Raw genomic sequence first — 24922 nt, 5'->3', positions numbered from 1 at the left:
AGAGATCTTTACACCAGAACAACATAACAGCCAACTAAAGCCGTCATTATTTTCACACAAATGCAACACACACTTACATACGCCAACTTGCTATCACTCAAACATTAAAAGAGGATACCTCAAACATACAACCCAGAAATAGATGAATTTACCATGAGCACTATAAATACAGTTAACACCTTTCAAAGACACTTATCCAGACCTTCTGTTTATATCCCGCCCCAAGATCACAACAGCCAAAAAGACAATATAGAACGCCTGGAATTTCTCGACAAATTAAAGCGTCGAGCGCAAGACCACAGTCATTCCAAGGAAGTCACCCTGGAAGGTGCCTTCATCTCCCTGGAGTCTGGCTCATCGCTAGAAGAAGCTCTCCAGCCCGCAAGAGTCATGTTGCGAAACATGGTCGAAAAAGCCTCTTTCAAAAACCTTTTGATGAAACTCCGGCTGTCCGAAGATTCACGGTTTGAAGTAACCGCTAATGGTCAGATCAAGGCACACCACGCAGGCAGAACCCAGAGTTTCGAGGATGCATTCAAGCTGGTTCCGGATCTGAACGATGATCTTGTTGTATTGGTTGAAATGGCGCAATTGACCGGTGACGTCGTCACCCTTGATGACCAAGTCAGCATGACTCAATGGTTGAGATTCCATCGTTACCTCCTCCCTCGGACGGTCATCGATGCCCAGAACCTGATTGCCTTCCTGGAACAGCGACATCCCGTCAGTCCGCCATTCGGCAATTATTGGGAAATGGTAAAGGTCGGGGAAAACAATCCGCTCACCATGTCATCAGCACAGTGCAGCCGGCTTCAAGCACTTATCAAGGAACACACCAAGGGCGCGTCATTATTGGAACATCTGTCAGACACTATTCTGGGTGGACGATCCACGCCCTTCAAACGATCTGATGCGGAGTATTATCTGAAAACACTTGTTTCCAGCTCCATTGCTCTAATCTGGGCAAACAGTTTTGTACGGGACCTGGATTGGTATGGTGCGCAAGATAATCAGCCCTTATCGGATGAGTCTCTCCAGCAAATACTTTTGACCGCGCTACTGCTGGATCTCCATCCGATGGTCGGGGAGCAAGAGCCGCGTAATCAAGTGGCCGGTTTTGACCTCTATGCGGCCCAACACATAGAGAAGTCTTTCGCCAGTGTTCAAACGGAATTCGAAAGACATCTGATCAATAACCACCGAATCACTGAACACAACGCGGCACTGGCCTCGCATTTATTGTTGGCCGGCACCGCGCCGGAGTTCCTGGTCAAGGACTTGCCGCCTACTCTGCTATTAGGCACCCCGCAATGGGTTGATTACTGCCGGACCATCGCGGTACAGGAAATCATTTCACCGGGATCGTCGCGCGCAATGACCCATGCGCAAATACAACACCTGATGAAGTCCAACTCAGTCACCGAGTCGCAACAGGCACTCAATGCCTTGGCTGCTGTGGATCCAGTGATCGACTGGGCGTTGCTCAACGGTATCGTCACCCATAATGAAGTGAACCGGTCGGCCAAGGATTCGCTTGAAGTGGCAGTAGCCGCTTACGCCCGCCATGCGAAAACCTTTGCTGAAACGGCTGAAACGTTGTCTCGCCCCTTGCCGACCCGCAAGAGCGTCGCCCTGGACATCCTCAAGCAAGTCGCCAAGGGATGCACCTATCTTGAAGATGACGTCCTTCACCAAACGAACAATCGATTACTGGCAGACGCCTATGCCAAACTGTTTCTTATATCCCCTGTAGAACTGCACATGTCCAACGACCTGCAGACAGGTGATTGGGACTTGAAGCATGGAGAGAGTATTTATAAAGCGTTCCCCAAGATGCTCCCCAATCTGATTTCTCCGGATGGAGAGTTTTACCGTCAATTCAATCGAAACTATGTGTCACATGTGCAGGCCATGAGTACGCATCTGAAACTGGCCCTTTCATCCTTGCCGCTTCCTGATCGGGCGCGACTGCTGCGCGGACAGGTGACGATATTCTCTGTACGGCCTTCAGTCGCCACGCTTCATCCGATCACCCGCCCCCCCATGAATCCAATATCGTCAACCCTTGACGCCATACTGAAAGTGACGAATCGGGTTCCCATGGAGAGTCAGAAAGACAAAGAGCAGGCGACCGGTCGTTACGGCGTGGTGATGTGTACCTACTTCGAAGGACGACTGAGTTGTTATGAGCTGTTCACCTTGCACGGAGTCTGCCGCGAAAACACCGAACTGGCCGAGCTGATCGAAAGGGAGAAGCTGTTACATACAAGCCCCCCCAGTAGTGGAAAAAACCACTCCCACCCGGCACCGGTGCATCAACTGCCCACGGACATCGAGTGCTACACCCATGGAGTCACACCTGGCCTCGTCAATACCAGTCGTGGTGTCATTGAAAAAATCGGCGAACTATCAGCGACACGCCTGCCTTCGAACATTGAAAGCAAAGGCTATTACCAAAGTTTCTATTCAAGTGAATTCGACCCGCTCGTGAACTTCGTGCTCAAACACCGGCCAATCGCAACCTACGATGAGTTGGTAAACGAATGTTGGGGGCAAACCCCGCTGGAGGCATTGCGTGCAGAACGTGAAGAAGCGTTGAATACGTTTCTCAATATTGTCGTACCGTTCAAATCATGCATCGAAGACATCAGTTCAGACGATCTGGATCGACAGTTCCAAGGAGTAGCTGCCTGCACCCTGGAAGCTGCGATGACACTTCTGTTGGTGGTCGGGGCCATCGCTAAGGTAGCCAGTCTCGCCGCCAGAAGCATGACCCTTGCAACGAAAGCCAGCGCCATGGCCAAGACTGGCCTGGGCCTGGTGAGCAGCTTGCTAAATCCGCTGGATGGCGTTACAGATTTGCTTATAGGTGGCGCGAAACTGTTGCGCAAAGGTTTTAACGGGAGTGTTGCGGCCCTGGAAAACGCGACTTCCGATCTTCGCCGGTTGACAGGTCAGACTCAATTCGAGCAATTGGCCAGAGCCGGCGATCCAGACATCATTCGTATCGGAACCTGGCGCCCCGTGGAATCTTCGAAAGACCTTTTCCGGGTCTGGGGTATACGCCAGAACGACCATTGGTACGCACTCAACCGGCACGGACAGCCATGGGGAGCGAAGCTCAACAACTTCGAACCAGCAAAAATCTGGCATATGCTCAAGCTGGATAAGCTGATGCCGGCATCCTACACCCGTAAACTGCTCAAGGACGCGTTACCCGCCTCTAGAGCAAAGGTCGACGATGCTATCAGAGTTTTGACGGACGCATCACTTGATACCGACTCTGGGAAGATTGTGAAACTGCTGATGGGTGACAACTCCAGTCAAGGTCGACGCAAAGTTCTGAATCACCTGAACGAAGTAAAAAAAGATATTGCCAACGTCACACCCGACAACTTTATCCTGGACACCGCCGAGTCGCAAAGTTATGCAGCTCTGAACCCGGACTTATATGCAGAATGGGCACGCGCAACCCCGAAGGAAGCAGCCCAAAAGAAGTTCATGCGCATCTATAGCCATAATTTCAATCGCCAGTTCCGTACCGAAGGCTATAGCCATGATGTACTCGCCGATGACATTGTTCATGAGTTGTTTCATGGAGCCCCCAACACACTGGATCACTCCTATGCCCACCATCCAATCTCTGGACGCCAAGGTAACTACCAACGACTGGATGTTGCTCCGCTGATTAACCTGGCATCCGGCCACCTGCGTGATCCGGGTACGCTGAAATTGATCGACAAGGCCAACGCTTTCAATAATGCGGATTCGTTCGCACTGACCACATCACTGCTTAGCCAGTTATCGAAAGATTCAGCTGCGTACCGGCGAAACATTGAGACGATGTCGAAGGCGCTCGAAAGAAGCCAGAACGGTTACATCGGATGGGAGGTTGTTGTGAAGTTGAATCCGGTTTAAGCCACACGATCTGCCGCAGGACAGGCCTGCGGCAGATTGGCTGAATGGAAACAACTGACTGTGGTTTAATTGCGCGCTTTTCCGACGCCCAGTGCCCGCATCAAGGAATGCCCCATGAGTCAGCCCTCCTCCACCAAAGTCCTGGTCATTGGTTACGTCTGGCCCGAGCCCCGCTCTTCGGCGGCCGGCGGGCACATGATGCAAATTCTCGAGACCTTCTTGCAGCAAGGCTGGGACATTACTTTCAGTAGCCCCGCCGGCACCGGTGAACACCGGGCAGACCTGACGGTCTTGGGTATTCGCGAAGTCCCGATCGAATTGAACAACAGCAGTTTCGACACGTTCATCAGCGAACTGGCCCCGGATATCGTTCTGTTCGATCGGTTCATGATGGAAGAACAGTTCGGCTGGCGCGTCGAGAAACACTGCCCCGACGCCTTGCGCGTGCTTGAAACCTCCGACCTGCAAAGCCTGCGAGATGCCCGCCATCAACGCCTCAAGGAGCGCTTGAAGGTTAGTGACGACGCCAATGACTTCAATGAACTGTTCGCGCCGGCGTTACGTGAGGAGTTCGAATTCATGGCCGAGACCGATCTGGCTAAACGGGAAATCGCAGCGATTTATCGTTGCGACTTGAATCTGATGGTTTCCGAAGTGGAGATCGAGTTGCTGGTCGAGCAATTCAAGCTGCCGCACCACTTGCTGCATTGGTGCCCGCTGATGGTCGATCTACTGAGCGAGCCACCGGTTTCTTTTGAAAACCGCGCGCACTTTCTCAGCATCGGCAACTTCCGTCATGCGCCCAACTGGGATGCGGTGCTCTGGATGAAAACCACTATCTGGCCGCTGATCCGCCAACAACTGCCAACGGTTCAATTGCACGTTTACGGTGCTTACACACCGCCCAAAGCGACTGCGTTGCACAACCCCGGCCAGGGTTTTCATGTAATGAACTGGGCGGAAGATGCATTAAAAGTCATGTCTGGCGCACGGATTTGCCTGGCCCCCCTACGCTTCGGTGCCGGCATCAAAGGCAAAATTGTCGACGCCATGTTGTGTGGCACGCCCACGATCACAACGCCAATCGGCGCAGAAGCGATGCATGGCGAACATCTCTGGCCGGGGGCTGTGACCCGCACAGCACAGGCGTTCGCCGATTGCGCGGTTCAGCTGTACAAGGACGAGGCTCTGTGGACGGACGCCCAATCCCAAGGGAAGACATTGCTGGCCGATCGTTATCGACAATCGGAACATGGTCCGGCGCTGATCGAAAAGTTGTTGTATTGCCAACAACACCTGGCTCAACTTAGAAGCGATAACTTTACGGGAAGCATGTTGCGCCATCACCACCATAAAAGTACGCAATACATGGCGCAATGGATTGAAGCGAAGAATCGAAATCCGTTATAACACTTACGCCAATAACAAACATTTTGCATTATCACTGTTATTGACCAAGCCTAATACCACCTCTATAAATACCCAACCGAACTTAACTTGATCAGTTAAGTTCGGCCCAACTACCCACTCCTCAATAAATCAATGCAAGGACGCATTAAATGGACAACTTTGTTCAGAATAATTACACACTTAACAACTGGATGGGCGCTACTCCGGCAATTGATACATTGTCGCTCTGCGAATTGACGCTGCCAGGCACTCATAACGCGGGCAGCGATTGGAAAGCATCCTGGCCGCTGATTCCAGGCGCGCACTGGCTGGCCTGTCAGCACGAATCGTTTTATGCCCAACTGAATCACGGTTCTCGTGCGCTCGATATCCGTTTAATGTACGACGCCAACGCGCTGGGACCCGGAAAATACTGCATTCATCACAACGGTTACCGTAATGGTCGTACCGTGGGGAACCTTCTATTCGACGTAGAAATATTCCTTGATGAGAACCCCAACGAATTCATTATCTTGGACTTTCATGAACTGAAGGGGGATCAGTTTGATTTCGCTTACTTCAACACCTTGATGGAGCTCCTCGTCGGCGATCGCATTATCCCCACCAAAAACCGGTCTCTGAGTCTTCGTCAACTCAAACAAATCAGCTCCAGGCAAAGAATTTTGGTCGCGGCCCCTTGGAACAGAGCGCTTGATCAAAATGTATTTCACGAGCAGATCGGGCACAAATGGTCTGGCAGCGGCATCACCAATACCGCGGAGTTGGAAAAGCACATTATTAATGTGCTGAAATACCCGCCGGGCACATGGGAACCGTGGTCGCTTTCCGCCACCAGTTACAGCGCTCTCGGTGGCCCCGTGGATATCCATGACGAGCTTAATTCCTGGTTCGATCCGAAGAAAAGCGACTGGGCGTCAAAGTGCAACATCATCAATGTCGATTTCATTGAAGAGTCCAACATTGTCTCTTATTGCCGAACTGTAAACCTGGCGAAAGCGAGCAAGCGAAATTAACAATTTCCGCGCCATCAAATAGCTATTCTTGTGTAAGTGTTTCCGACGCTGGCAATACTGCCACGTACTTCTATGCTGGGTCATGACATCCGACACATGAACTTCTTCTCCCCACGGATGGGGCGAATCAACGACAAGGAACTGTCATGACCCGCAATACAGCAACCGCACTCGACAAACAGAAATGGATGAGCAACGCACTGGAAATCGGCCGATTGAGGCTGACCGACATCGTCTGGCCCGGCACGCACAACGCCGGCATGGACAAAAAAGCGCCAAACTATGAGGTGGTGCTCGGCAACTGGACGACGTGCCAGAACGACTCATTTGCCTGGCAACTGGCCAACGGTGCACGGGCGTTCGATATCCGGCTTGGCTGTACCGCCGGCCCGGTAGTACCGGTGTTCTACTTCCATCACAACGGCTATCAGTCTCACCGCATTTTTGATGAACTGATCGACGCGGTGACGACATTCCTCGACCGAAACCCGGACGAATTCATCGTCCTCGACTTCCACCAGTTAGGGGATGCAGCGAAGCCTTTCGACTACCAACAATTCAATGATTTTCTGATGCGCAGCCTGGGTTCGCGCTTGATCCGTCCTTCGGATGCGCTCAGTACCGTGGAACAGCTCAAGCGCGCCAGCTCGCAGCGCCGCATTGTCATGGCAGCGCAGACGAAGCCCGGGCTGGACCGTGAGTATTTCTGGCCGTATATACCTCACAAATGGAACGGCAAGGTATTCACCGACACCAGCGATCTGCAATCGCATATCCAGACCACCCTTGTGGGGGCGCCTTACGATACATTTCTCTGGTCTTTGCCGGCGACGTGCTATTCGCTGTTGGGTGGCCCGCAGCACATCAAAAACCAAATCAACGACTGGTTCCACACCACCCGCGACTGGGTCACCCGTTGCAGTATTATCAGCACAGATTTTTTTGACGAGGCGGATATTGTCCGCTACTGCTGGAGCGCCACCAGCATGAAAGCGATTTACGGAGACAGGTTGCACCAGCGGGCCTAAGCGAAAGTCGTGGCAGGCTGGCACAGCAGGCGCCAAAAGAGGCATGATCCGACAGCGATAACAAGAAAAGCGCCCTGACATGACCCGAACAGCCCGCGTGACAGACCCCTCCTACGAACTGATGGACGACCACAACGGGTTGTCCATCATCTACCGCCAGCACGGTTTTCCTTGCCCGTTGGTGCGTTGGCATTTTCACAAGGAATACGAACTGCACCTGATCGTCGCCAGCTCCGGCAAAGTGTTCATCGGCGACTACATCGGTAACTTCTATCCAGAATCGCTATTCCTCACCGGCCCCAACCTGCCCCACAACTGGATCAGCCAGGTGGCCGAAGACGAAGTGGTGCCCAAGCGCGACATGCTGGTCAACTTCACGGATGAGTTATTCGACAGCGGCCACTTGGTGTTTGCCGAGCTCAAAACGCTGGCGCCGCTGTTGGAGCGCGCCCAGTACGGCATCGAGTTTCGCTGCAAGCGCACCATCCGCCAGGCCATGACCTTGATGCAGCGCATCGCCGATACCCAAGGCGTGACGCGCCTCGGACACTTTTTCATTCTGTTGGAGTTGCTGGCGGCTTCTGACGACTATCAGTTGCTGTCCGGGGCCACGACGCCGCAATTGGCCGACGAGCACAATATCGATCGCACCAACCGGGCGGTGGATTACATCTTTGCGCATTACGCTCGGGAACTGCCGCTGGAAGAAGTCGCCGAGCACTTGGGCATGAAGTCGACTTATTTCAGCCGAGTGTTCAAGCAAGCCACTGGCCGCTGCTTCATCGAGTTCGTCAATCGCCTGCGCATCAGCAAATCCTGCGAGCTGCTGGCCGATGGCAACAAACCGGTAACCGACGTGTGTTTCGAGTCGGGCTTCAACAATATTTCCAACTTCAATCGGCGGTTTCAGCAACTCAAGGGCATGACGCCGTCGCACTACCGGCGGTTGGCGGTGCAACGGCTGACCGAGCAAAATCTCGGGTAAAGAAAGATCAAAAGATCGCAGGCTTCGCCAGCTCCTACAGGGGATCGCATTCGAATGTAGGAGCTGGCGAAGCCTGCGATCTTTTGATCTTGGAGCCCGAAAACCTGTACGGAATCCATAGGGTCTAACCGCTAAAAAGCCGTTCCCTGCACCTCTCCCTCCAAACCTCAGTGCAAAATAGTATCGATCCAAGTGCGATGGATGATTTGTCACGTCATCAATTGAAGGCTGTAATCAGTGCACATTCTTCCTGCCGTCGGAAGACACAAAAACAATAACTGTCCTTCTGTAACCCGTCGGGTGCAGAAAAGGAGTGCACGATGCAACCTTCTGTAAAAGCTCTGCTTGCCCTCACCTGCATGACCCTCAGCAGCGTCAGCCTCGGCGCCCAGACCCTGACCATCGCCACCGTCAACAACAGCGACATGATCCGCATGCAAAAACTCTCGAAAACCTTCGAGGCCGAGCATCCGGACATCAAGCTCAATTGGGTGGTGCTGGAAGAAAATGTCCTGCGCCAACGCCTGACCACCGACATCGCCACTCAGGGCGGACAGTTCGATGTACTGACCATTGGCATGTACGAAGCCGCACTCTGGGGCGCCAAAGGTTGGCTGGAGCCGATGAAGGACTTGCCGGCCAGTTACGCCCTCGACGACGTGTTCCCATCGGTGCGTGAAGGCCTGTCGGTCAAGGGTTCGCTGTATGCCTTGCCCTTCTACGCCGAAAGCTCCATCACCTATTACCGCACCGATCTGTTCAAGGAGGCCGGGTTGACCATGCCCGAGCACCCGACCTGGACCCAGATCAGCGACTTCGCCAGCAAACTCACCAATAAGGATAAAGAACAGTACGGCATTTGCCTGCGCGGCAAGGCCGGCTGGGGCGAGAACATGGCGCTGATCACCACCGTCGCCAATGCCTATGGTGCGCGCTGGTTCGATGAGCAGTGGAAACCGGAATTCATCGGCCCCGAGTGGAAAAACGCGCTGAACTTCTACGTCGACACCATGAAAAGATCCGGCCCGCCGGGTGCGTCGAGCAACGGCTTCAACGAAAACCTGGCGCTGTTCAACAGCGGCAAGTGCGCGATCTGGGTCGATGCCAGCGTCGCCGGTTCCTTCGTCACCGACAAAACCCAAAGCAAGGTCAGCGACCACGTCGGCTTCACCTACGCTCCGCACGAAACCACGGACAAAGGCTCGGCCTGGTTGTATTCCTGGGCGCTGGCAATTCCGACCAGTTCCAAGGCCAAGGACGCCGCGAAAACCTTCAGCGCCTGGGCCACTTCCAAGGAATATGGCGCTTTGGTTGCCGAGAAAGACGGCATTGCCAACGTACCGCCAGGTACTCGCGCTTCGACGTACAGCGATGAGTACATGAAGGCTGCGCCGTTCGCCAAAGTGACCCTTGAATCCCTGAAAGCCGCGGACCCGAGCAAGCCGACTCTCAAGCCCGTGCCGTACATCGGCATCCAGTTGGTGACCATTCCTGAATTCCAGGCCGTGGGAACCCAGGTCGGCAAATTGTTCTCGGCAGCGCTGATCGGCCAGACCACGGTCGACCAGGCCCTGACCGCTGCCCAGTCAACCACCGAACGTGAAATGAAGCGCGCCGGTTACCCCAAGTAACCCGCGCAACCCATGTGGGAGCGGGCTCCCTCGCCACACAAGCCCGCTCCCACACTGGATCTTCATTTGTCTGTTCATTATCGGTTCTATCGCCATGAATATTTCAACTGCCAAAGCTCACATGGACATTCCCCAACCGGTGCGTAAAAGCCGGTTGGCCAACCCCGGCTGGTTTCTGGTCAGCCCCTCGGTGGCATTGTTGCTGCTGTGGATGATCGTGCCGCTGGGCATGACCGTTTACTTCTCGCTGATCCGCTACAACCTGCTCTATCCCGGTGAAAACGAGTTCGTCGGGCTGGAGAACTTCAGCTACTTCCTCAGCGACTCGGGTTTCCTGCCCGGCGCTACCAACACCTTGTTGCTGGTCGGCAGCGTGCTGCTGATCAGCGTGGTGTTCGGCGTGTTGATCAGTGCGCTGCTGGAGGCCAGTGAGTTTCTCGGTCGCGGCATCGTGCGGGTGATGTTGATTTCGCCGTTCTTCATCATGCCCACCGTCGGTGCGCTGATCTGGAAGAACCTGATTTTCCATCCGGTGTCGGGGATTCTCGCCTACGTCTGGAAGTTGTTCGGCGCGCAGCCGGTGGACTGGCTGGCGCACTACCCGCTGCTGTCGATCATCATCATTGTGTCCTGGCAATGGCTGCCCTTCGCGATCCTGATCCTGATGACCGCCATGCAGTCCCTCGACCAGGAACAGAAAGAAGCCGCGCGCCTCGACGGTGCCGGGCCGATTGCGATTTTCTGGCACCTGACCCTGCCGCACCTGGCACGACCGATTGCCGTAGTGGTGATGATCGAAACTATCTTCCTGCTCTCGGTGTTCGCCGAAATCTTCACCACCACCAACGGCGGCCCCGGCTACGCCTCGACCAACCTCGCCTACCTGATCTACAACCAGGCGCTGGTGCAGTTCGACGTCGGCATGGCGTCCGCCGGTGGCTTGATCGCGGTGGTGATCGCCAACATCGCAGCCATCGTGCTGGTGCGCATGATCGGCAAAAACCTGACAGACAAAGCCTGAGGCCTGCGCCATGACCCTTCAACAATCCCGCCGTCTGCAAAGCCTGCTGCTCGGCACCTTGGCCTGGGCCATCGCGATCCTGATCTTCTTCCCGATCTTCTGGATGGTGATGACCAGTTTCAAAACCGAAATCGATGCGTTCGCCACGCCGCCGCAGTTCATCTTCACGCCCACGCTGGAGAACTACCTGCACATCAACGAGCGCAGCGACTACTTCAGCTTCGCCTGGAACTCGGTGGTGATTTCCTTCAGCGCTACGGCTCTGTGCCTGCTGATCGCGGTGCCGGCGGCGTACTCGATGGCGTTCTACGAAACCCAGCGCACCAAAGGCACGCTGCTGTGGATGCTCTCCACCAAGATGCTGCCTCCGGTGGGCGTGCTGATGCCGATCTACCTGCTGGCCAAGAGCTTCGGCCTGCTGGACACGCGGATCGCACTGATCGTGATCTACACGCTGATCAACCTGCCGATCGTGGTCTGGATGATTTACACCTACTTCAAAGACATCCCCAAAGACATCCTCGAAGCCGCGCGCCTCGACGGTGCCACGCTGTGGCAGGAAATGGTCCGGGTGCTGCTGCCGATTGCCAAGGGCGGGCTGGCGTCCACGGTGTTGCTGTCGCTGATCCTGTGCTGGAACGAGGCGTTCTGGTCCTTGAACCTGACCTCGTCGAAAGCCGCACCGTTGACCGCATTGATTGCCTCCTACTCAAGTCCCGAAGGTCTGTTCTGGGCCAAGTTGTCGGCGGTGTCGACCCTGGCCTGCGCGCCGATCCTGATCTTCGGCTGGATCAGCCAGAAACAATTGGTCCGCGGCCTGTCGTTCGGCGCCGTGAAATAGCCCTCAAAGAATAAGCACAAAAGGAGCGCCACCATGGCCAACCTGAAAATCAAGAATCTGCAAAAAGGCTTCGAAGGCTTTTCCATCATCAAAGGCATCGACCTGGAAGTGAACGACCGCGAGTTCGTGGTGTTCGTCGGTCCGTCGGGCTGCGGCAAATCCACCCTGCTGCGCCTGATTGCCGGCCTGGAAGAAGTCAGCGGCGGCACCATCGAACTCGATGGCCGCGACATCACCGAAGTCAGTCCCGCCAAGCGCGACCTGGCGATGGTGTTCCAGACCTACGCCCTGTACCCGCACATGAGCGTGCGCAAAAACATGTCGTTTGCCCTCGACCTGGCCGGCGTACCGAAAGCCGAAGTCGAGAAGAAAGTCGGTGAAGCGGCACGCATCCTCGAACTCGGGCCGATGCTCGAACGTAAACCGAAACAGTTGTCCGGCGGACAGCGTCAGCGCGTGGCCATCGGCCGCGCCATAGTGCGCAATCCGAAGATCTTCCTGTTCGACGAGCCACTGTCCAACCTCGACGCCGCCCTGCGCGTTCAGATGCGCCTGGAACTGTTGCGACTGCACAAAGAACTGCAAGCCACGATGATCTACGTGACCCACGATCAGGTCGAAGCCATGACCATGGCCGACAAGGTTGTCGTACTCAATGGCGGCAAAGTCGAACAAGTCGGCTCGCCACTTGATCTGTATCACCAGCCGGCCAACCTGTTTGTCGCCGGGTTCCTGGGCACCCCAAAAATGGGCTTCCTCAAGGGCAAAGTCACCCGCGTCGAAAGCCAGAGCTGCGAAGTGCTGCTGAACGCCGGCACCCGCATCACGTTGCCGCTGAGCGGCGCCAACCTGAGCGTCGGTGGTGCGGTGACCCTGGGCATTCGCCCGGAACACCTGAATCTCGCGCAAACCGGCGACTGCACCTTGCAGGTCACCGCCGACGTCAGCGAACGCCTGGGCAGCGACACCTTCTGCCACGTGGTGACCTCGTCCGGCGAAGCCTTGACCATGCGTGTTCGCGGCGATCTGGCCAGCCGTTATGGCGAGTCGCTGAGCCTGCACCTGGACGCCGAACACTGCCATTTATTCGATGCCGACGGCGTGGCGCTGACCCGCCCGTTGCGCGCTGCGGCCTGATTTTAGAGTGCATGTGATGAAACTGAACAAACAGAACCTCAATCGCCTCGCTCCCGAGGTGGTCCTGCCCGCCTACGCCCTGAGCGACACGCGTCAAGGCATCGCGCACATTGGCGTCGGCGGTTTCCACCGCGCCCATCAGGCGTATTACACCGACGCGTTGATGAATACCGGCGAAGGTCTGGACTGGGCGATTTGCGGCGTCGGCCTGCGCGCCGAAGACCGCCGCGCCCGGGACGATCTCAAAGAACAGGATTTCCTCTTCACCCTGTTCGAACTCGGTGATACCGACGACACCGAAGTTCGGGTGATTGGCGCGATTCGCGACATGCTGCTGGCCGAAGACGGCGCGCAAGCGCTGATCGACAAACTCGCCAGCCCCGAGATCCGTATCGTTTCGCTGACCATTACTGAAGGCGGCTACTGCATCGACGACAGCAACGGCGAGTTCATGGCCCAGCTGCCGCAAATCCAGCACGACCTGGCACACCCGAGCGCACCGAAAACCGTGTTCGGTTATCTCTGCGCCGCGTTGGCCAAACGGCGTGCAACCGGCACGCCCGCATTCACCTTGATGTCCTGCGATAACCTGCCGCACAACGGCGCGGTCACTCGAAAAGCGTTACTGGCTTTCGCCGCCCTGCGCGATGCCGATCTGCGGGACTGGATCGCCAGCAATGTCAGTTTTCCGAACGCGATGGTCGACCGCATCACGCCGATGACCAGCACCGAACACAAGCTGCAATTGCACGATAAACACGCTATCGACGATGCCTGGCCGGTGGTCTGCGAACCCTTCGTGCAATGGGTGCTGGAGGACAAGTTCGTCAACGGTCGTCCGGCCTGGGAAAAGGTCGGCGTGCAGTTCACCGACGACGTCACGCCTTATGAAGAGATGAAGATCAAACTGCTCAACGGCAGTCACCTGGCGCTCACTTATCTGGGTTTTTTGAAGGGTTACCGCTTCGTTCACGAAACCATGAACGATCCGCTGTTCGTGCGCTACATGCGTGCCTACATGGACCTGGACGTGACCCCGCAACTGTCGCCCGTGCCGGGGATTGACCTGACCGAGTACAAGAACACGCTGGAGGCGCGCTTCTCCAACCAGGCGATTGCCGATCAGCTGGAGCGCGTGTGTTCGGACGGTTCGTCGAAGTTTCCCAAGTTCACGGTGCCGACGATCAATCGCTTGATTGCTGATGGGCAGGAGACCAAGCGGACGGCATTAGTAGTAGCGGCTTGGGCGTTGTATTTGAAGGGCGTGGATGAGAATGGCGATACCTACAGCATTCCTGATCCGCGGGCGGCGTTTTGTCAGGCATTGGTGGCGGATGATGCGTTGATCACGCAGCGCTTGTTGGAGGTTGAGGAGATTTTTGGTACGGCGATTCCGCATTCGCCCGAGTTTGTGGCGGCGTTTGAATGGTGCTGTAACAGCTTGCGGGATGTTGGGGTGACAAAAACCCTTGAGCGGGTATTGGCCTAGATTGGTTGAGTGTCAGAGGGAACCACCCCTCACCCTAGCCCTCTCCCCAGGGGGTAGAGGGGACTGACCGAGGTGTTTGCGAGAAATATTGCGACCTGAAAATACCGAGCCGAATTCAGATTTTGAACAGCATAAAGATCGGCCCCCTTTCCCCCTCTCCCCTCTGGGGAGAGGGCTGGGGTGAGGGGTGGTTTTCAGATTAACGTTACAAACCAGCAGGACCGCCCATGGCAAACCAACAACTATTCCTCGGCATCGACTGCGGCACCCAAGGCACCAAAGCCATCATCCTCGACGCCGTCAGCGGTCAGGTGCTGGGCCAGGGTGCCGCCGCGCACAGCCTGATCAGTGGCGCCAACGGCCGCCGCGAGCAAGACACCTCGCAATGGCTGGAGGCCTTCGCGCTGGCCACCCGCCGTGCTTTGCTCGCGGCCAAGGTCGACGGCCAGGACATCCTCGGCATCGGCGTTTCCGGCCAGCAACACGGGTTGGTGCTGCTCGACGATCAGGGCCAGGTGCTGCGTCCGGCCAAACTCTGGTGTGACACCGAATCCACCCCGGAAAACGACCGTCTGCTTGCCCATCTGGGTGGTGAAAAAGGCTCCCTGGAACGCCTCGGCGTTGTGATCGCGCCGGGCTACACCGTCTCAAAACTGCTCTGGACCAAAGAACAACATCCACAGATTTTCGCTCGCATCGCGCGCATCCTGCTGCCCCACGACTACCTCAACTATTGGCTCACCGGGCGCAGTTGCAGCGAGTACGGCGACGCCTCGGGCACCGGTTACTTCAATGTGCGCAGCCGCCAGTGGGATTTGCAGTTGCTGCGTGACATCGATGCCACCGGGCGACTGCAAGCCGCACTGCCCGAGCTGATCGACGCCCACCGAGCCGTCGGCACGATCCTGCCGAGCATCGCCGAACACCTGGGCATCAACCCGCAGGCGCTGGTGTCCAGCGGCGGGGGCGACAACATGATGGGCGCCATCGGCACCGGCAACATCAAGCCCGGCGCTATCACCATGAGTCTCGGTTCATCGGGGACGGTGTACGCCTATGCGGATCAACCGAAGGTCAGTCCGGACGCTTGCGTCGCAACGTTCTGCTCCTCCAGCGGTGGCTGGCTGCCGTTGATCTGCACCATGAACCTGACCAACGCGACCGGGGTGATTCGCGAGTTGTTCGAGCTGGATATCGAACAGTTCAACGGCCTCGTCGCGCAAGCACCCATCGGTGCCGAAGGTGTGTGCATGCTGCCGTTCCTCAACGGCGAGCGCGTCCCCCCCCTGCCCCATGCGACCGGCAGTCTGTTGGGGCTGACGATGAGCAACCTGACTCAGGCCAACCTGTGCCGCGCGGTGGTCGAAGGCACGACCTTCGGTTTGCGTTATGGACTGGACCTGCTGCGCCAGAATGGCTTACAAAGCCGCAGCATCTGCCTGATCGGCGGCGGCTCGAAAAGCCCGGTGTGGCGGCAGATCGTCGCTGACATCATGAACACGCCGGTGATCTGCACCGAACAAAGCGAAGCCGCGGCCCTCGGCGCCGCGATTCAGGCGGCGTGGTGCAAGTCCTGGGCAAACGGGCATGAAGACAGCCTCGCGGACCTTTGCGAGCGTTGCGTGAAACTCGATCCAGCCAGCGAAACCTTGCCGATCGCAGACAATGTGGTGGCCTGTCAGCAGGCCTACGAACGCTATCAACAGCATGTCGCAACCCTTTGAAGAGTGAATAACTATGTACCTGGTGTGTGGCGAAGCGCTGTTCGATTTCTTCAGTGAAGACGACGCCAGCGGCCTGGCTTCAAAAGTGAATTTCAAGGCGATTGCCGGCGGCTCGCCGTTCAACGTGGCGGTGGGTTTGCGCCGTTTGGGCGTGGACGCGGCGCTGTTTGCCGGCCTGTCCACCGACTACCTCGGCCGGCGCTTGCAGCAGGTGTTGCAGGATGAAGGCGTGCGCCCGGATTACCTGGTGGATTTCGCCGCACCTACGACCCTGGCAATGGTTGCCGTCGGTGCCAATGGTTCACCTCATTACAGTTTCCGGGGTGAAGGCTGCGCGGATCGTCAGCTGAAAACCGAGCATCTGCCGGAACTGGGACCTGAGGTGCGCGGCTTGCACATCGGCTCTTTTTCGCTGGTGGTGCAACCGATTGCCGACACGCTGTTGGCATTGGTACAGCGGGAAAGCGGTAAACGCTTGATTAGCCTTGACCCCAACGTGCGGCTCAATCCTGAGCCGAATATCGACCTGTGGCGCTCGCGAATTGCCACCTTGGTTGAGCTGGCCGACCTGATCAAAGTCAGCGATGAGGATTTGAGCCTGTTGTACCCCGAACAGGATCCGCAACGGGTAATTGAAGGCTGGCTGCAGCATCGCTGTCAGTTGGTGTTTCTGACCCGTGGTGGCGAGGGGGCGGCGGTATTCAGCCGTCTGCATGGCTCCTGGTCGGTACCGGCGAGTTCAGTGAAAATCGCCGACACCGTGGGCGCTGGCGATACGTTCCAGGCAGCGCTGATTACCTGGCTGACGGAGCAGCAGCTGGATTCGGTTGAGGGCGTGCAATCGCTCGGCCGCGAGCAGATCGACGCCATGCTCAAATTTGCAGTACAAGCCGCGGCGCTGACCTGCAGCAAGACCGGGCCGGATTTGCCGTATCGCCATCAGTTGGATCTTCGCTGAGGCTGATGGCCTCTTCGCGAGCAAGCCCGCTCCCACATTGGATCGCGGTCGAATGTGGGAGCGGGCTTGCTCGCGAAGGCGGTGTCACTTACACCGCTAATCTTCCGACGCTGGAGTCGATTGACTGGAGAACGAGGATAAGAACACGGGGGTGAGCGGCAATAAGAGCAGAAGGCTGTTACTGGCTACAGACGACTTTAGTCGGTAAATGACGGCTCGTTTCCTTGAACGAGGCGCTTTAATCCTGCACCATCCGCCCCAGCTTATTCAAAGGACGGAATTAAAGGCATGCTGGACGCGAACGCAACCCATATTTCCCTGACGCTGGAAGGCGTTTCCGTTGACCTTCAGGTACTCAGCTTCGTCGGTCGCGAAACCCTCAATCAGCCGTTCTGCTTCGACATCGAACTGGTCAGCGCGCGCCCCGACCTGAATCTCGAAGAGTTGCTGCACAAGCCCGGCTGCCTGACCTTCGGCGCCACCGGCAAAGGCATCATCCACGGCTTGGTGTATCGCATCGAGCAAGGCGACTCCGGCAAAAGCCTGACCCGTTACAGCATCAGCCTGGTGCCGCAACTCGCCTGCCTGCGCCACAACCATGACCAGCAGATTTTCCAGCATTTAAGTGTGCCGAAGATCATCGCGCAGGTCCTCGAAGCGCGCGGCATTCTGGCCGACGCCTACAGCTTCCAGCTCGGCGCGATCTACCCGGAACGCGATTACTGCGTGCAGTACGACGAATCCGACCTGCATTTCATCCAGCGCCTGTGCGAAGAAGAAGGCATTCACTTCCACTTTCAGCACAGTGCCAGCGGCCACAAACTGGTGTTCGGCGATGACCAGACGGTGTTCCGCAAACTCGCGCCCGTGGCCTACCAGCAAGACTCCGGCATGGCCGCCGAGAAACCGGTGATCAAGCGCTTCAACCTGCGCCTGGAAACCCGCACCACCCGCGTCAGCCGCCGCGACTACGACTTCGAGAAACCACGCATCCTTCCCGAAGGCGCCGCCAAAAGCGAATTCGCCCCGGACCTGGAAGACTACGACTACCCCGGCCGCTTCACCGACCGCGAACGCGGCAAGCAACTGGCAACCCGCGCCCTGGAACGCCATCGCAGCGACTACAAACTTGCCGAAGGCAAAGGCGACGAGCCAACCCTGGTCAGCGGCCACTTCCTGGCCCTGAGCGAACACCCGCGCGCCGAGTGGAACGACCTCTGGCTGCTGCTGGAAGTGGTGCACGAAGGCAAACAGCCGCAAGTGCTCGGTGCAAACGTCACCAGCGACGTCACCCAGAACAAAGACGATTTCCATCAGGGCTACCGCAACCGCTTCCTCGCCACCCCGTGGGACGCGCACTTCCGCCCTGCCCTCGAACACCCGAAACCCAAAGTCCTGGGCAGTCAGACCGCCATTGTCACCGGCCCCAAGGGCGAAGAAATCCACACCGACCAATACGGTCGCGTCAAAGTCCAGTTCCACTGGGATCGCGAAGGCCAGGCCGACGACAACACCAGTTGCTGGCTACGCGTCGCCACCGGCTGGGCCGGCAACGCCTACGGCGGCATCGCCATCCCGCGCATCGGCATGGAAGTACTGGTGTCGTTTATGGAAGGCGACCCCGACCAACCGCTGATCACCGGCTGCCTGTACCACAAGGAAAACATCGTCCCGTACGACCTGCCGGCGAACAAGACCCGCAGCACCTTCAAGACCCTGAGCTCTCCGGGCGGCAATGGTTACAACGAGTTTCGGATTGAAGACAAGAAAGGCGCGGAACAGATCTACCTGCATGCCCAGCGCGATTGGGATGAAAACATTGAGCATGACCAGAAGATCCGCATCGGCAATGAGCGCCACGACACCGTTGAGGCCAATGTTTTCAGTGAGTTCAAGGTTGAAGAACATCGGATTACCCATCTGGATCGCAAGACGGAGACCCGGGCTAATGATCACCTGACGGTTGCCGTGACTCAGCATGTGAAGGTGGGGACGGCGCAGTTTGTTGAGGCGGGTCAGGAGATTCACTACAACGCTGGGGAAAAGGTTGTGGTTGAGGGTGGCATGGAGCTGACGGCCAAGGCTGGCGGGAGCTTTGTGAAGATTGACGCGGGGGGTGTCACGATCAGTGGTGCGCAAGTCAAGGTTAACTCGGGGGGTGGGCCGGGGTCGGGGACGCCTGCTGCGCCATTGTTGCCGGGGCCGATGAAGGTCGCGGATGCGGATGTCGCGGGCAAAGCGCCTCTCCCCAGTCGTCTCAATGAGTCGGGCATTACGCCGTTGTGCGGCAAACAGAGCAACGGCGCCTGCAGCCGTAAGGATTGCACATGCATGTAACCGCCATGAACACCCTGCTGGCCGCACCTCGTTATGGATTCGAGTCGCTGCCCAGGGAACAGTCCAGTCAGGTCCTGTGTTTCATCATCGATCGCGCACGCCAACCCGAGGCGATGTCGCGTCTGTATCGCATCGGCGAACCGATGAATGCACAAGCCTTGTTCAGCAGCACTGACTTTGCGGAAATCGCCAATGAAGGTCCACTCTGGCTCACAGCACCTTGGGGCAGCCGGTTGGCAGTCGAAGCCACGCGATTGTGCGAAGAAAACCACTCGGGCATTGCCCTGGTCGCAGAAGACGCCACTCAGGCCCTCGCACACGCGCGCTGGTTGCTACGAGCCAACGACGGTTCCGGCGGCCAAAGCCTGCTGAGCTATCACAAACCGAGCCTCTGGGCTGCGTTGGCCTACACCGCAGGTGACGCGTCCATTCAATTGTTCGGTCCTTGGCAAGCGGTGTACAGCCCTGCCCCGAGCCACTTCGGCAAAGAGCGTGGCGCGTGGCTGTCGTGGACGGCGAAATCGGAACTGAAGTGGCGTGGCGATGGCCCGGCGTTCAACCTTCCCGACAACGCAGCAAAGATTCAAGCGCGACTGGGGTGGTTGTATTGGGTCGATGAGCAATATGCCGCGTTCGGTGAGCCCGCTGATGATCGGATCAATGAAATTGCCGAGAACCTGGACCTTTTGCTCAAAAACAACATCTACGAAGGTGACCATTTGCTCAAGCTCGCCTCTGTCGTCGACGGACCGCTGCTTGAAACACGGCCAGAAGCAATGGCCATCCTGCAATCCAGGGAAGAGTCGTTCATCAAGGTTGAGCAGCTGATGCAAACAGCATCCGCCAATCCCCAATGAACCCGACGCAACAACAGAACGGAAGCATCATGGAAATTACCAATCATTCAGTCAATCCTGGTGAAACACTCAACCAGATTGCTACTCGCTACAACACCAATGTTGCGCAACTGCGCCAGATGAATCCCTTCATTACCAACCCGAATGCGATTAAGCCGGGTTGGAATCTTAGTGTTCCCAAGAGTGCTCAGGTGGGTTCTGCCGCGCAATCGACAGCGGCTCCAGCGGCGTCTGCGACACCAACCGCAAAGGCGGACGCTCCAACTTCAACAAAAGAAGTCACCACACTGAACCCGCCCAAGGACTTTTCGGAGTCCTGCACAACGACTTTCAAGCCACATCCAAAGCCTTGTTCCGATACCTACGCCACTGCTATCTATGCAACAGATGAACAACAGTTTTGGTTGTTGCCCGAGCGCGCGGCTGCGTCAATGAAAGAGGCCATGCATGCGCTGGAAAAGCAAATTGCACCGACCAAGTCCCGTGAAGAGCGGATCAAGGGACTTCAGGACACAGGACTGCTTGAGTACTTCCTCGAACCAAAGCTGAGTAATTTCCTCAAGGGCGAGCAGCGCCAACGGATGGAGGAAATAGAGGCTCAGAACATCGAGATGGATCCTGGGATGGCTCGGCGCAGCAAGATCGAGGCCAATGCCAAATCACAAAAAGCTGCACCTAAAGCGATTCCCCAGGATGAAACGGCGAACTCGCGCATGGAAAGACTTATCGCTGATGTCGACGCCCAAGATCACATCAACGATGAAGTGAACGCCTTTCATAAGTTGCGTGCCGAATGGTCTGCACTCAAGCGAGTTGCTATTACCGAAGCGGAGCTTCAAGGCTACACCTACGAAAGTGGCACCTTGTTTTCGGAAAATGCCATAGAGGCACGCTCTCGCGTCCAGAGCTACCTGAAAGCTCGCAAGGCGTTATTCAGCAATAAGGATTTCACACAGTTCCCGGTGGATGAAGTCGAAAAAGCGCTTACCGCACATAAGCAACAAATTGAAAACCTGCGCAGTTGCATGGTCACCTGCTCGGCGGATCTCGTCGGCTACGTCGTCGAGTACTATCAGAACGCCGATAAGCTTGATTACCACGAATACACTAATGCCATTATCAAAGCTTTCGAATACGGTATCGCCCTCCCAGAGTTCGCGTTAATTTCGGATGATCTTCCGTCAGGCATTTCGCAATTCAAGTTGTACGTAGAGACAGAAAAGAAACAAACGGAAGTCACCTCCCGACTGCAGGAAAAATATAAAAACTGGATCGAAGCAACAGGCCAGAACGCACAGGCACCAGCAGGTCTGGTGGACACAGAGCGCGCAGAATGGGACCGCTTGCAAACAGTTAAGGATAAGTTGCGGGAGCAAGCCCAAAATAACGTCGCAGCTGCGCCTATTCGACGCCATCTGCTTTGGGATCCGGAGCAATTTCAACCGCAACCGGTAGACCGTTTGGTCAACGCCGGCTTTCCCCTGCGCGAGGTCAGTCGCTCTGACACTAAAGGTACCCCTTTAGGTTGGTTCAGTTTGATGAACCTCAAAGATGCACCAACAATCATGAAAGAGGATCTGGATAAGGCTAAGGGACAACCGAAAAAAGTTCTCGAAAGCCTTCCCAAAAACGGCGCCGACGGTGCCGACAAAAATTCCGCCCGCGGAGTGTTTCGCCAGTGGCTGATCGCTCAAGGCGCTCGTTGTGTCGATGACCAAGGTGACTGGTTTGATGCCAAAGGCTGGTTCGAAGTAAAACGATTCCACGACTCTCTGAAAAAACAGGGCTGGACGGTTACCGAACTTGAAGACAGTGCAACGCTTAACGATTGGGGCGACCACCTCAAGCAGTTGGTATTCAAGAAAAGCATTCGTGGTGAAGTGAGGTTGTTCGACAAAAGTCCTCAAGCGCAATTTGTTCGTTGCTTGACGCCACCACAGTCCAAGCTTCATGGTGAGGTAAAACTGGAAGGCCCCAAATTTACTGCCGCAGAAGGTTTTCAAGTGTCTGCAAGCGTCGCCTTGAGCCTTGATCTGGCGCGTGGCGAGGTAGAGTTGATGAAAATCGACATGCCATCGCGAGAAAAAGCCAAAGACACCACCCTTGAATACTACCTGGAAGGCAATTCTCAAGTTCAAAGCATGAATTTCGGACGCTTCTCTTTCCATTTCGGCGTAAGAGCCTGGGGGTATGCGGGAGCGTCATTGATGCTGGCCGGTAGCGTTGAGCTAAACCCTATCCTGGGCAATATGAAATATGGCGCAACACTCAGCCCGGTAAAACCAGCACAACGTGAAGATGCTTCAGCCAAAGCTGAGCGCAAAGATCACGAGGAGATGAAAAAAGCCAAAGCCGAAAGTGGGGATACCAGCCCTACCCCCGATCTCGAGTACAAATCCAAGTCTGGCACCTACACAGAGACAAAAACCTCAGGGCAAATGGTCAGTGGACGTGCTGCCAACGTACAAATTGAAAATGGCGCCAAGGCCAGTTTCAACATCTTCGGCGGCATACAAGCCGCAATCGAGCTCACCGGCGCCCTGAACTGGGCCCCCCCGAAAGAGCTCGCAGCGCTGCGCACCGCGCCTACGACCGGAATCAACAGCAGCAAAGATGCCAAGAGTGCCAGCCAATGGTTAACACTAGCCAAACTGAATGGATCCGTAGGCGCTGCACTCGGTGCAGGCTTTCAAGGGAATGCCCAAATTTCCTTGGATAAAGGACGGTTTATCCTCAATCTCAAGGCCGCGGTCGTGCTTGGGCCTGGGGCCAGTGGCAGTTTTAAGCTCGAAATTGGCTATGAGGCCGTCGTGGATATCCTCAACTTGTATCGTCGCGAACTGCATAAGACGCGAGGCAAACGGATTCTATGGATGGCACCGGATGCAGCAGATTATGCGTCCACACTAAACCTGCTGGGCGTTGCCGGACTAGACGTACAAATGGTCTACCTGATGGGCTGGGATATCGTAATGAATCTCTACGAGGCGATGACTCGCGGTGGCAAGGGCGGACCGATTGCTGATGCAATTGTCGAGTACGATAACCCATCAGAAATGGAAAGCTGGTGCATCAATGCAATTCCTGAGGCTCTAGGGCCGTTGCTAATGACCCTGACTAGCCGTGCGAGCTCATTCACGGTCACTACCAATAATTCTTCTTCCGACGGATCGACGCAAGGCACGCGCACATACAACCGGGATCAAGCGCATTTGCTTCAGCAAAAAGCAATTGAACTCATACTTGGCTGGATAGTTAAGAATGCCACGCAACAAAATACAATCGATCAAGCGCAAAGTCAGTTTGAAAAAATATGCATGCGAATGAACGGCTTTGGTGTGAAAGCTCCGAAAAGCGGACAGGATTACTGCGTCAACCGCCTTAACTTGGATAACTTCATGGCGGAGGCTGTATTGAGCTTAGCCAAACCTGAAAACAACAGAATGCGCGAACGCTATACAAAACATGTTTCCATCCTAGGTGCAAATCTTGATAATTTTTGTCAACGCACTAAATTTCATGGACGTAATTATATCCCAACAGGATTGGCAACATACACCGGGCCTTCCCAATAGAAAAAAGGATGTCTTCACCGTGACAAAACTCAAAGTTTTTTTTATTTTTTTCTTATCATTTATGTCGCTTCAAGCTTTTGCAGCTATGACATCAGAGCAGATTACGGCAAAAGAAAAAGGGATCATCCTTTATAATCAATATAAAACCACCCTAGCAATTCCTTATTTACTTGCCGCCTCTGAAGCCGATGACTCAGAGTCTCAATATTATTTAGGTGAAGCGCTGAGAAAAAAAAACCGCTACATGACTTCTGAGGCTCAGAGATGGTACGAAGCGGCCGCTGACAAAGGTAATCTCTATGCAATGATCCAACTAGGGCGGATCGGAAATGATATTTGCAAAACTATGGAGAACTGCCCTGCAGCAAAGAAAAATCCCGCAGCGTGGCTGACTGAAGCAACTAATCTCGCGAAACCCAAGGCAGAGCAAGGTGATGCGGAAGCGATGTACATTATGTACGAACTATCTTTGGACCGAGCTTGGCTTGAAAAATCTGCTAATGCCGGGGATGCCACAGCCCAATTCTGGATGGCCATTGGCGATAAACAAGGGGAAGGATTTTTGCTTCCCTGGAAGCGCAAAGAGGCTGTTGGCAACTGGTTTAAAGCATCTGCTGAGGGCGGAAACCCACGCGCGATGATGGAGTATGCAGTCTATCTTCATGAAAACCAGGGTGATCTTACGGTCGCTCGCCATTGGATCAAAGCAGCCGCCGAACATGGATATGAAAGCGGCGTGAGCAGTTACGGCGCTTATTTGGCTCACGCTCCTTCTCTATTTGATTTCGAACTTGACCTGATCAAAGGTTACGCAATCACTTCCCTGCTCAAAGAGCTAGACGGAGGCGGAAATATTCAAACCTATGTTGAAGAAGTTCTTCCAGAAATCGCAGAAAAAATGACTCCCGAGCAACTCAAGGAAGCAAATAAATTTGCTGTTGAATGGAAGAATTCACACCCTCCGCTCTCGTTTTTTCCTGACAAGTTGAGTCGTTAGC

General features: G+C 55.6%; 16 protein-coding genes. All 16 read left to right on the top strand.

The window, feature by feature from the left end; translation table 11 throughout:
• Positions 1-153: 153 nt before the first annotated feature.
• The 16 genes from ACSQ87_RS16005 to ACSQ87_RS15930 all read left to right on the top strand — a co-directional run bounded on the left by ACSQ87_RS16005 (position 154) and on the right by ACSQ87_RS15930 (position 24921).
• Positions 154-3918, top strand: coding sequence for a hypothetical protein (locus tag ACSQ87_RS16005; RefSeq protein WP_223431070.1), 3765 nt, complete (start codon positions 154-156; stop codon positions 3916-3918).
• Between the two features lie 114 nt (positions 3919-4032).
• Complete coding sequence (locus ACSQ87_RS16000) at positions 4033-5328, top strand: glycosyltransferase (RefSeq protein WP_223431071.1); 1296 nt, start codon at positions 4033-4035, stop codon at positions 5326-5328.
• A gap of 149 nt (positions 5329-5477) precedes the next feature.
• On the top strand, positions 5478-6341 hold the full coding sequence (locus ACSQ87_RS15995) for a phospholipase (protein WP_223431072.1): 864 nt from the start codon (positions 5478-5480) through the stop codon (positions 6339-6341).
• A 146-nt stretch (positions 6342-6487) separates the two neighbouring features.
• Positions 6488-7369: a phospholipase gene (locus ACSQ87_RS15990; RefSeq protein ID WP_223431073.1), complete on the top strand. Its 882-nt coding sequence runs from the start codon at positions 6488-6490 to the stop codon at positions 7367-7369.
• Positions 7370-7448: 79 nt separating this feature from the next.
• Positions 7449-8354, top strand: coding sequence for an AraC family transcriptional regulator (locus ACSQ87_RS15985; RefSeq protein WP_223431074.1), 906 nt, complete (start codon positions 7449-7451; stop codon positions 8352-8354).
• A gap of 320 nt (positions 8355-8674) precedes the next feature.
• Positions 8675-9985, top strand: a complete 1311-nt coding sequence (locus tag ACSQ87_RS15980) for an ABC transporter substrate-binding protein (protein WP_436273798.1) — start codon at positions 8675-8677, stop codon at positions 9983-9985.
• Between the two features lie 94 nt (positions 9986-10079).
• Positions 10080-11006, top strand: coding sequence for a carbohydrate ABC transporter permease (locus ACSQ87_RS15975; RefSeq protein ID WP_046055095.1), 927 nt, complete (start codon positions 10080-10082; stop codon positions 11004-11006).
• A gap of 10 nt (positions 11007-11016) precedes the next feature.
• Positions 11017-11847, top strand: coding sequence for a carbohydrate ABC transporter permease (locus ACSQ87_RS15970; RefSeq protein WP_046047128.1), 831 nt, complete (start codon positions 11017-11019; stop codon positions 11845-11847).
• Between the two features lie 33 nt (positions 11848-11880).
• Complete coding sequence (locus ACSQ87_RS15965) at positions 11881-12984, top strand: ABC transporter ATP-binding protein (RefSeq protein ID WP_095129878.1); 1104 nt, start codon at positions 11881-11883, stop codon at positions 12982-12984.
• Between the two features lie 16 nt (positions 12985-13000).
• A complete protein-coding gene (locus ACSQ87_RS15960) occupies positions 13001-14473 on the top strand; it encodes a mannitol dehydrogenase family protein (protein WP_223431076.1) in 1473 nt (490 codons plus the stop codon).
• 227 nt (positions 14474-14700) lie between these two features.
• Entirely contained in the window at positions 14701-16197 is a 1497-nt protein-coding gene (gene xylB / locus ACSQ87_RS15955) for a xylulokinase (protein ID WP_223431077.1), read from the top strand.
• Positions 16198-16210: 13 nt separating this feature from the next.
• Positions 16211-17155: a carbohydrate kinase family protein gene (locus tag ACSQ87_RS15950; protein ID WP_223431078.1), complete on the top strand. Its 945-nt coding sequence runs from the start codon at positions 16211-16213 to the stop codon at positions 17153-17155.
• A gap of 288 nt (positions 17156-17443) precedes the next feature.
• Positions 17444-19492 (top strand): type VI secretion system tip protein VgrG, encoded by a 2049-nt coding sequence (locus tag ACSQ87_RS15945; protein ID WP_436273797.1) that lies wholly within the window; start codon positions 17444-17446, stop codon positions 19490-19492.
• Complete coding sequence (locus tag ACSQ87_RS15940; protein ID WP_223432754.1) at positions 19483-20349, top strand: DUF4123 domain-containing protein; 867 nt, start codon at positions 19483-19485, stop codon at positions 20347-20349. Before ACSQ87_RS15945 ends, ACSQ87_RS15940 begins: the two co-directional genes overlap by 10 nt.
• A gap of 29 nt (positions 20350-20378) precedes the next feature.
• Positions 20379-23924: a LysM peptidoglycan-binding domain-containing protein gene (locus ACSQ87_RS15935; RefSeq protein ID WP_436273796.1), complete on the top strand. Its 3546-nt coding sequence runs from the start codon at positions 20379-20381 to the stop codon at positions 23922-23924.
• Between the two features lie 19 nt (positions 23925-23943).
• Positions 23944-24921 carry a tetratricopeptide repeat protein gene (locus ACSQ87_RS15930; RefSeq protein WP_317851630.1) on the top strand — a complete coding sequence of 326 codons (978 nt, stop codon included), beginning with the start codon at positions 23944-23946 and terminating at the stop codon, positions 24919-24921.
• Position 24922: the final 1 nt, after the last annotated feature.

It is taken from the genome of Pseudomonas sp. LjRoot277 (genome assembly GCF_964253845.1).
In the GTDB taxonomy this organism is placed as follows: domain Bacteria; phylum Pseudomonadota; class Gammaproteobacteria; order Pseudomonadales; family Pseudomonadaceae; genus Aquipseudomonas.
Note: the sequence above shows the minus strand (reverse complement) of the source record. Positions and strands in the feature narration are given on the sequence as shown.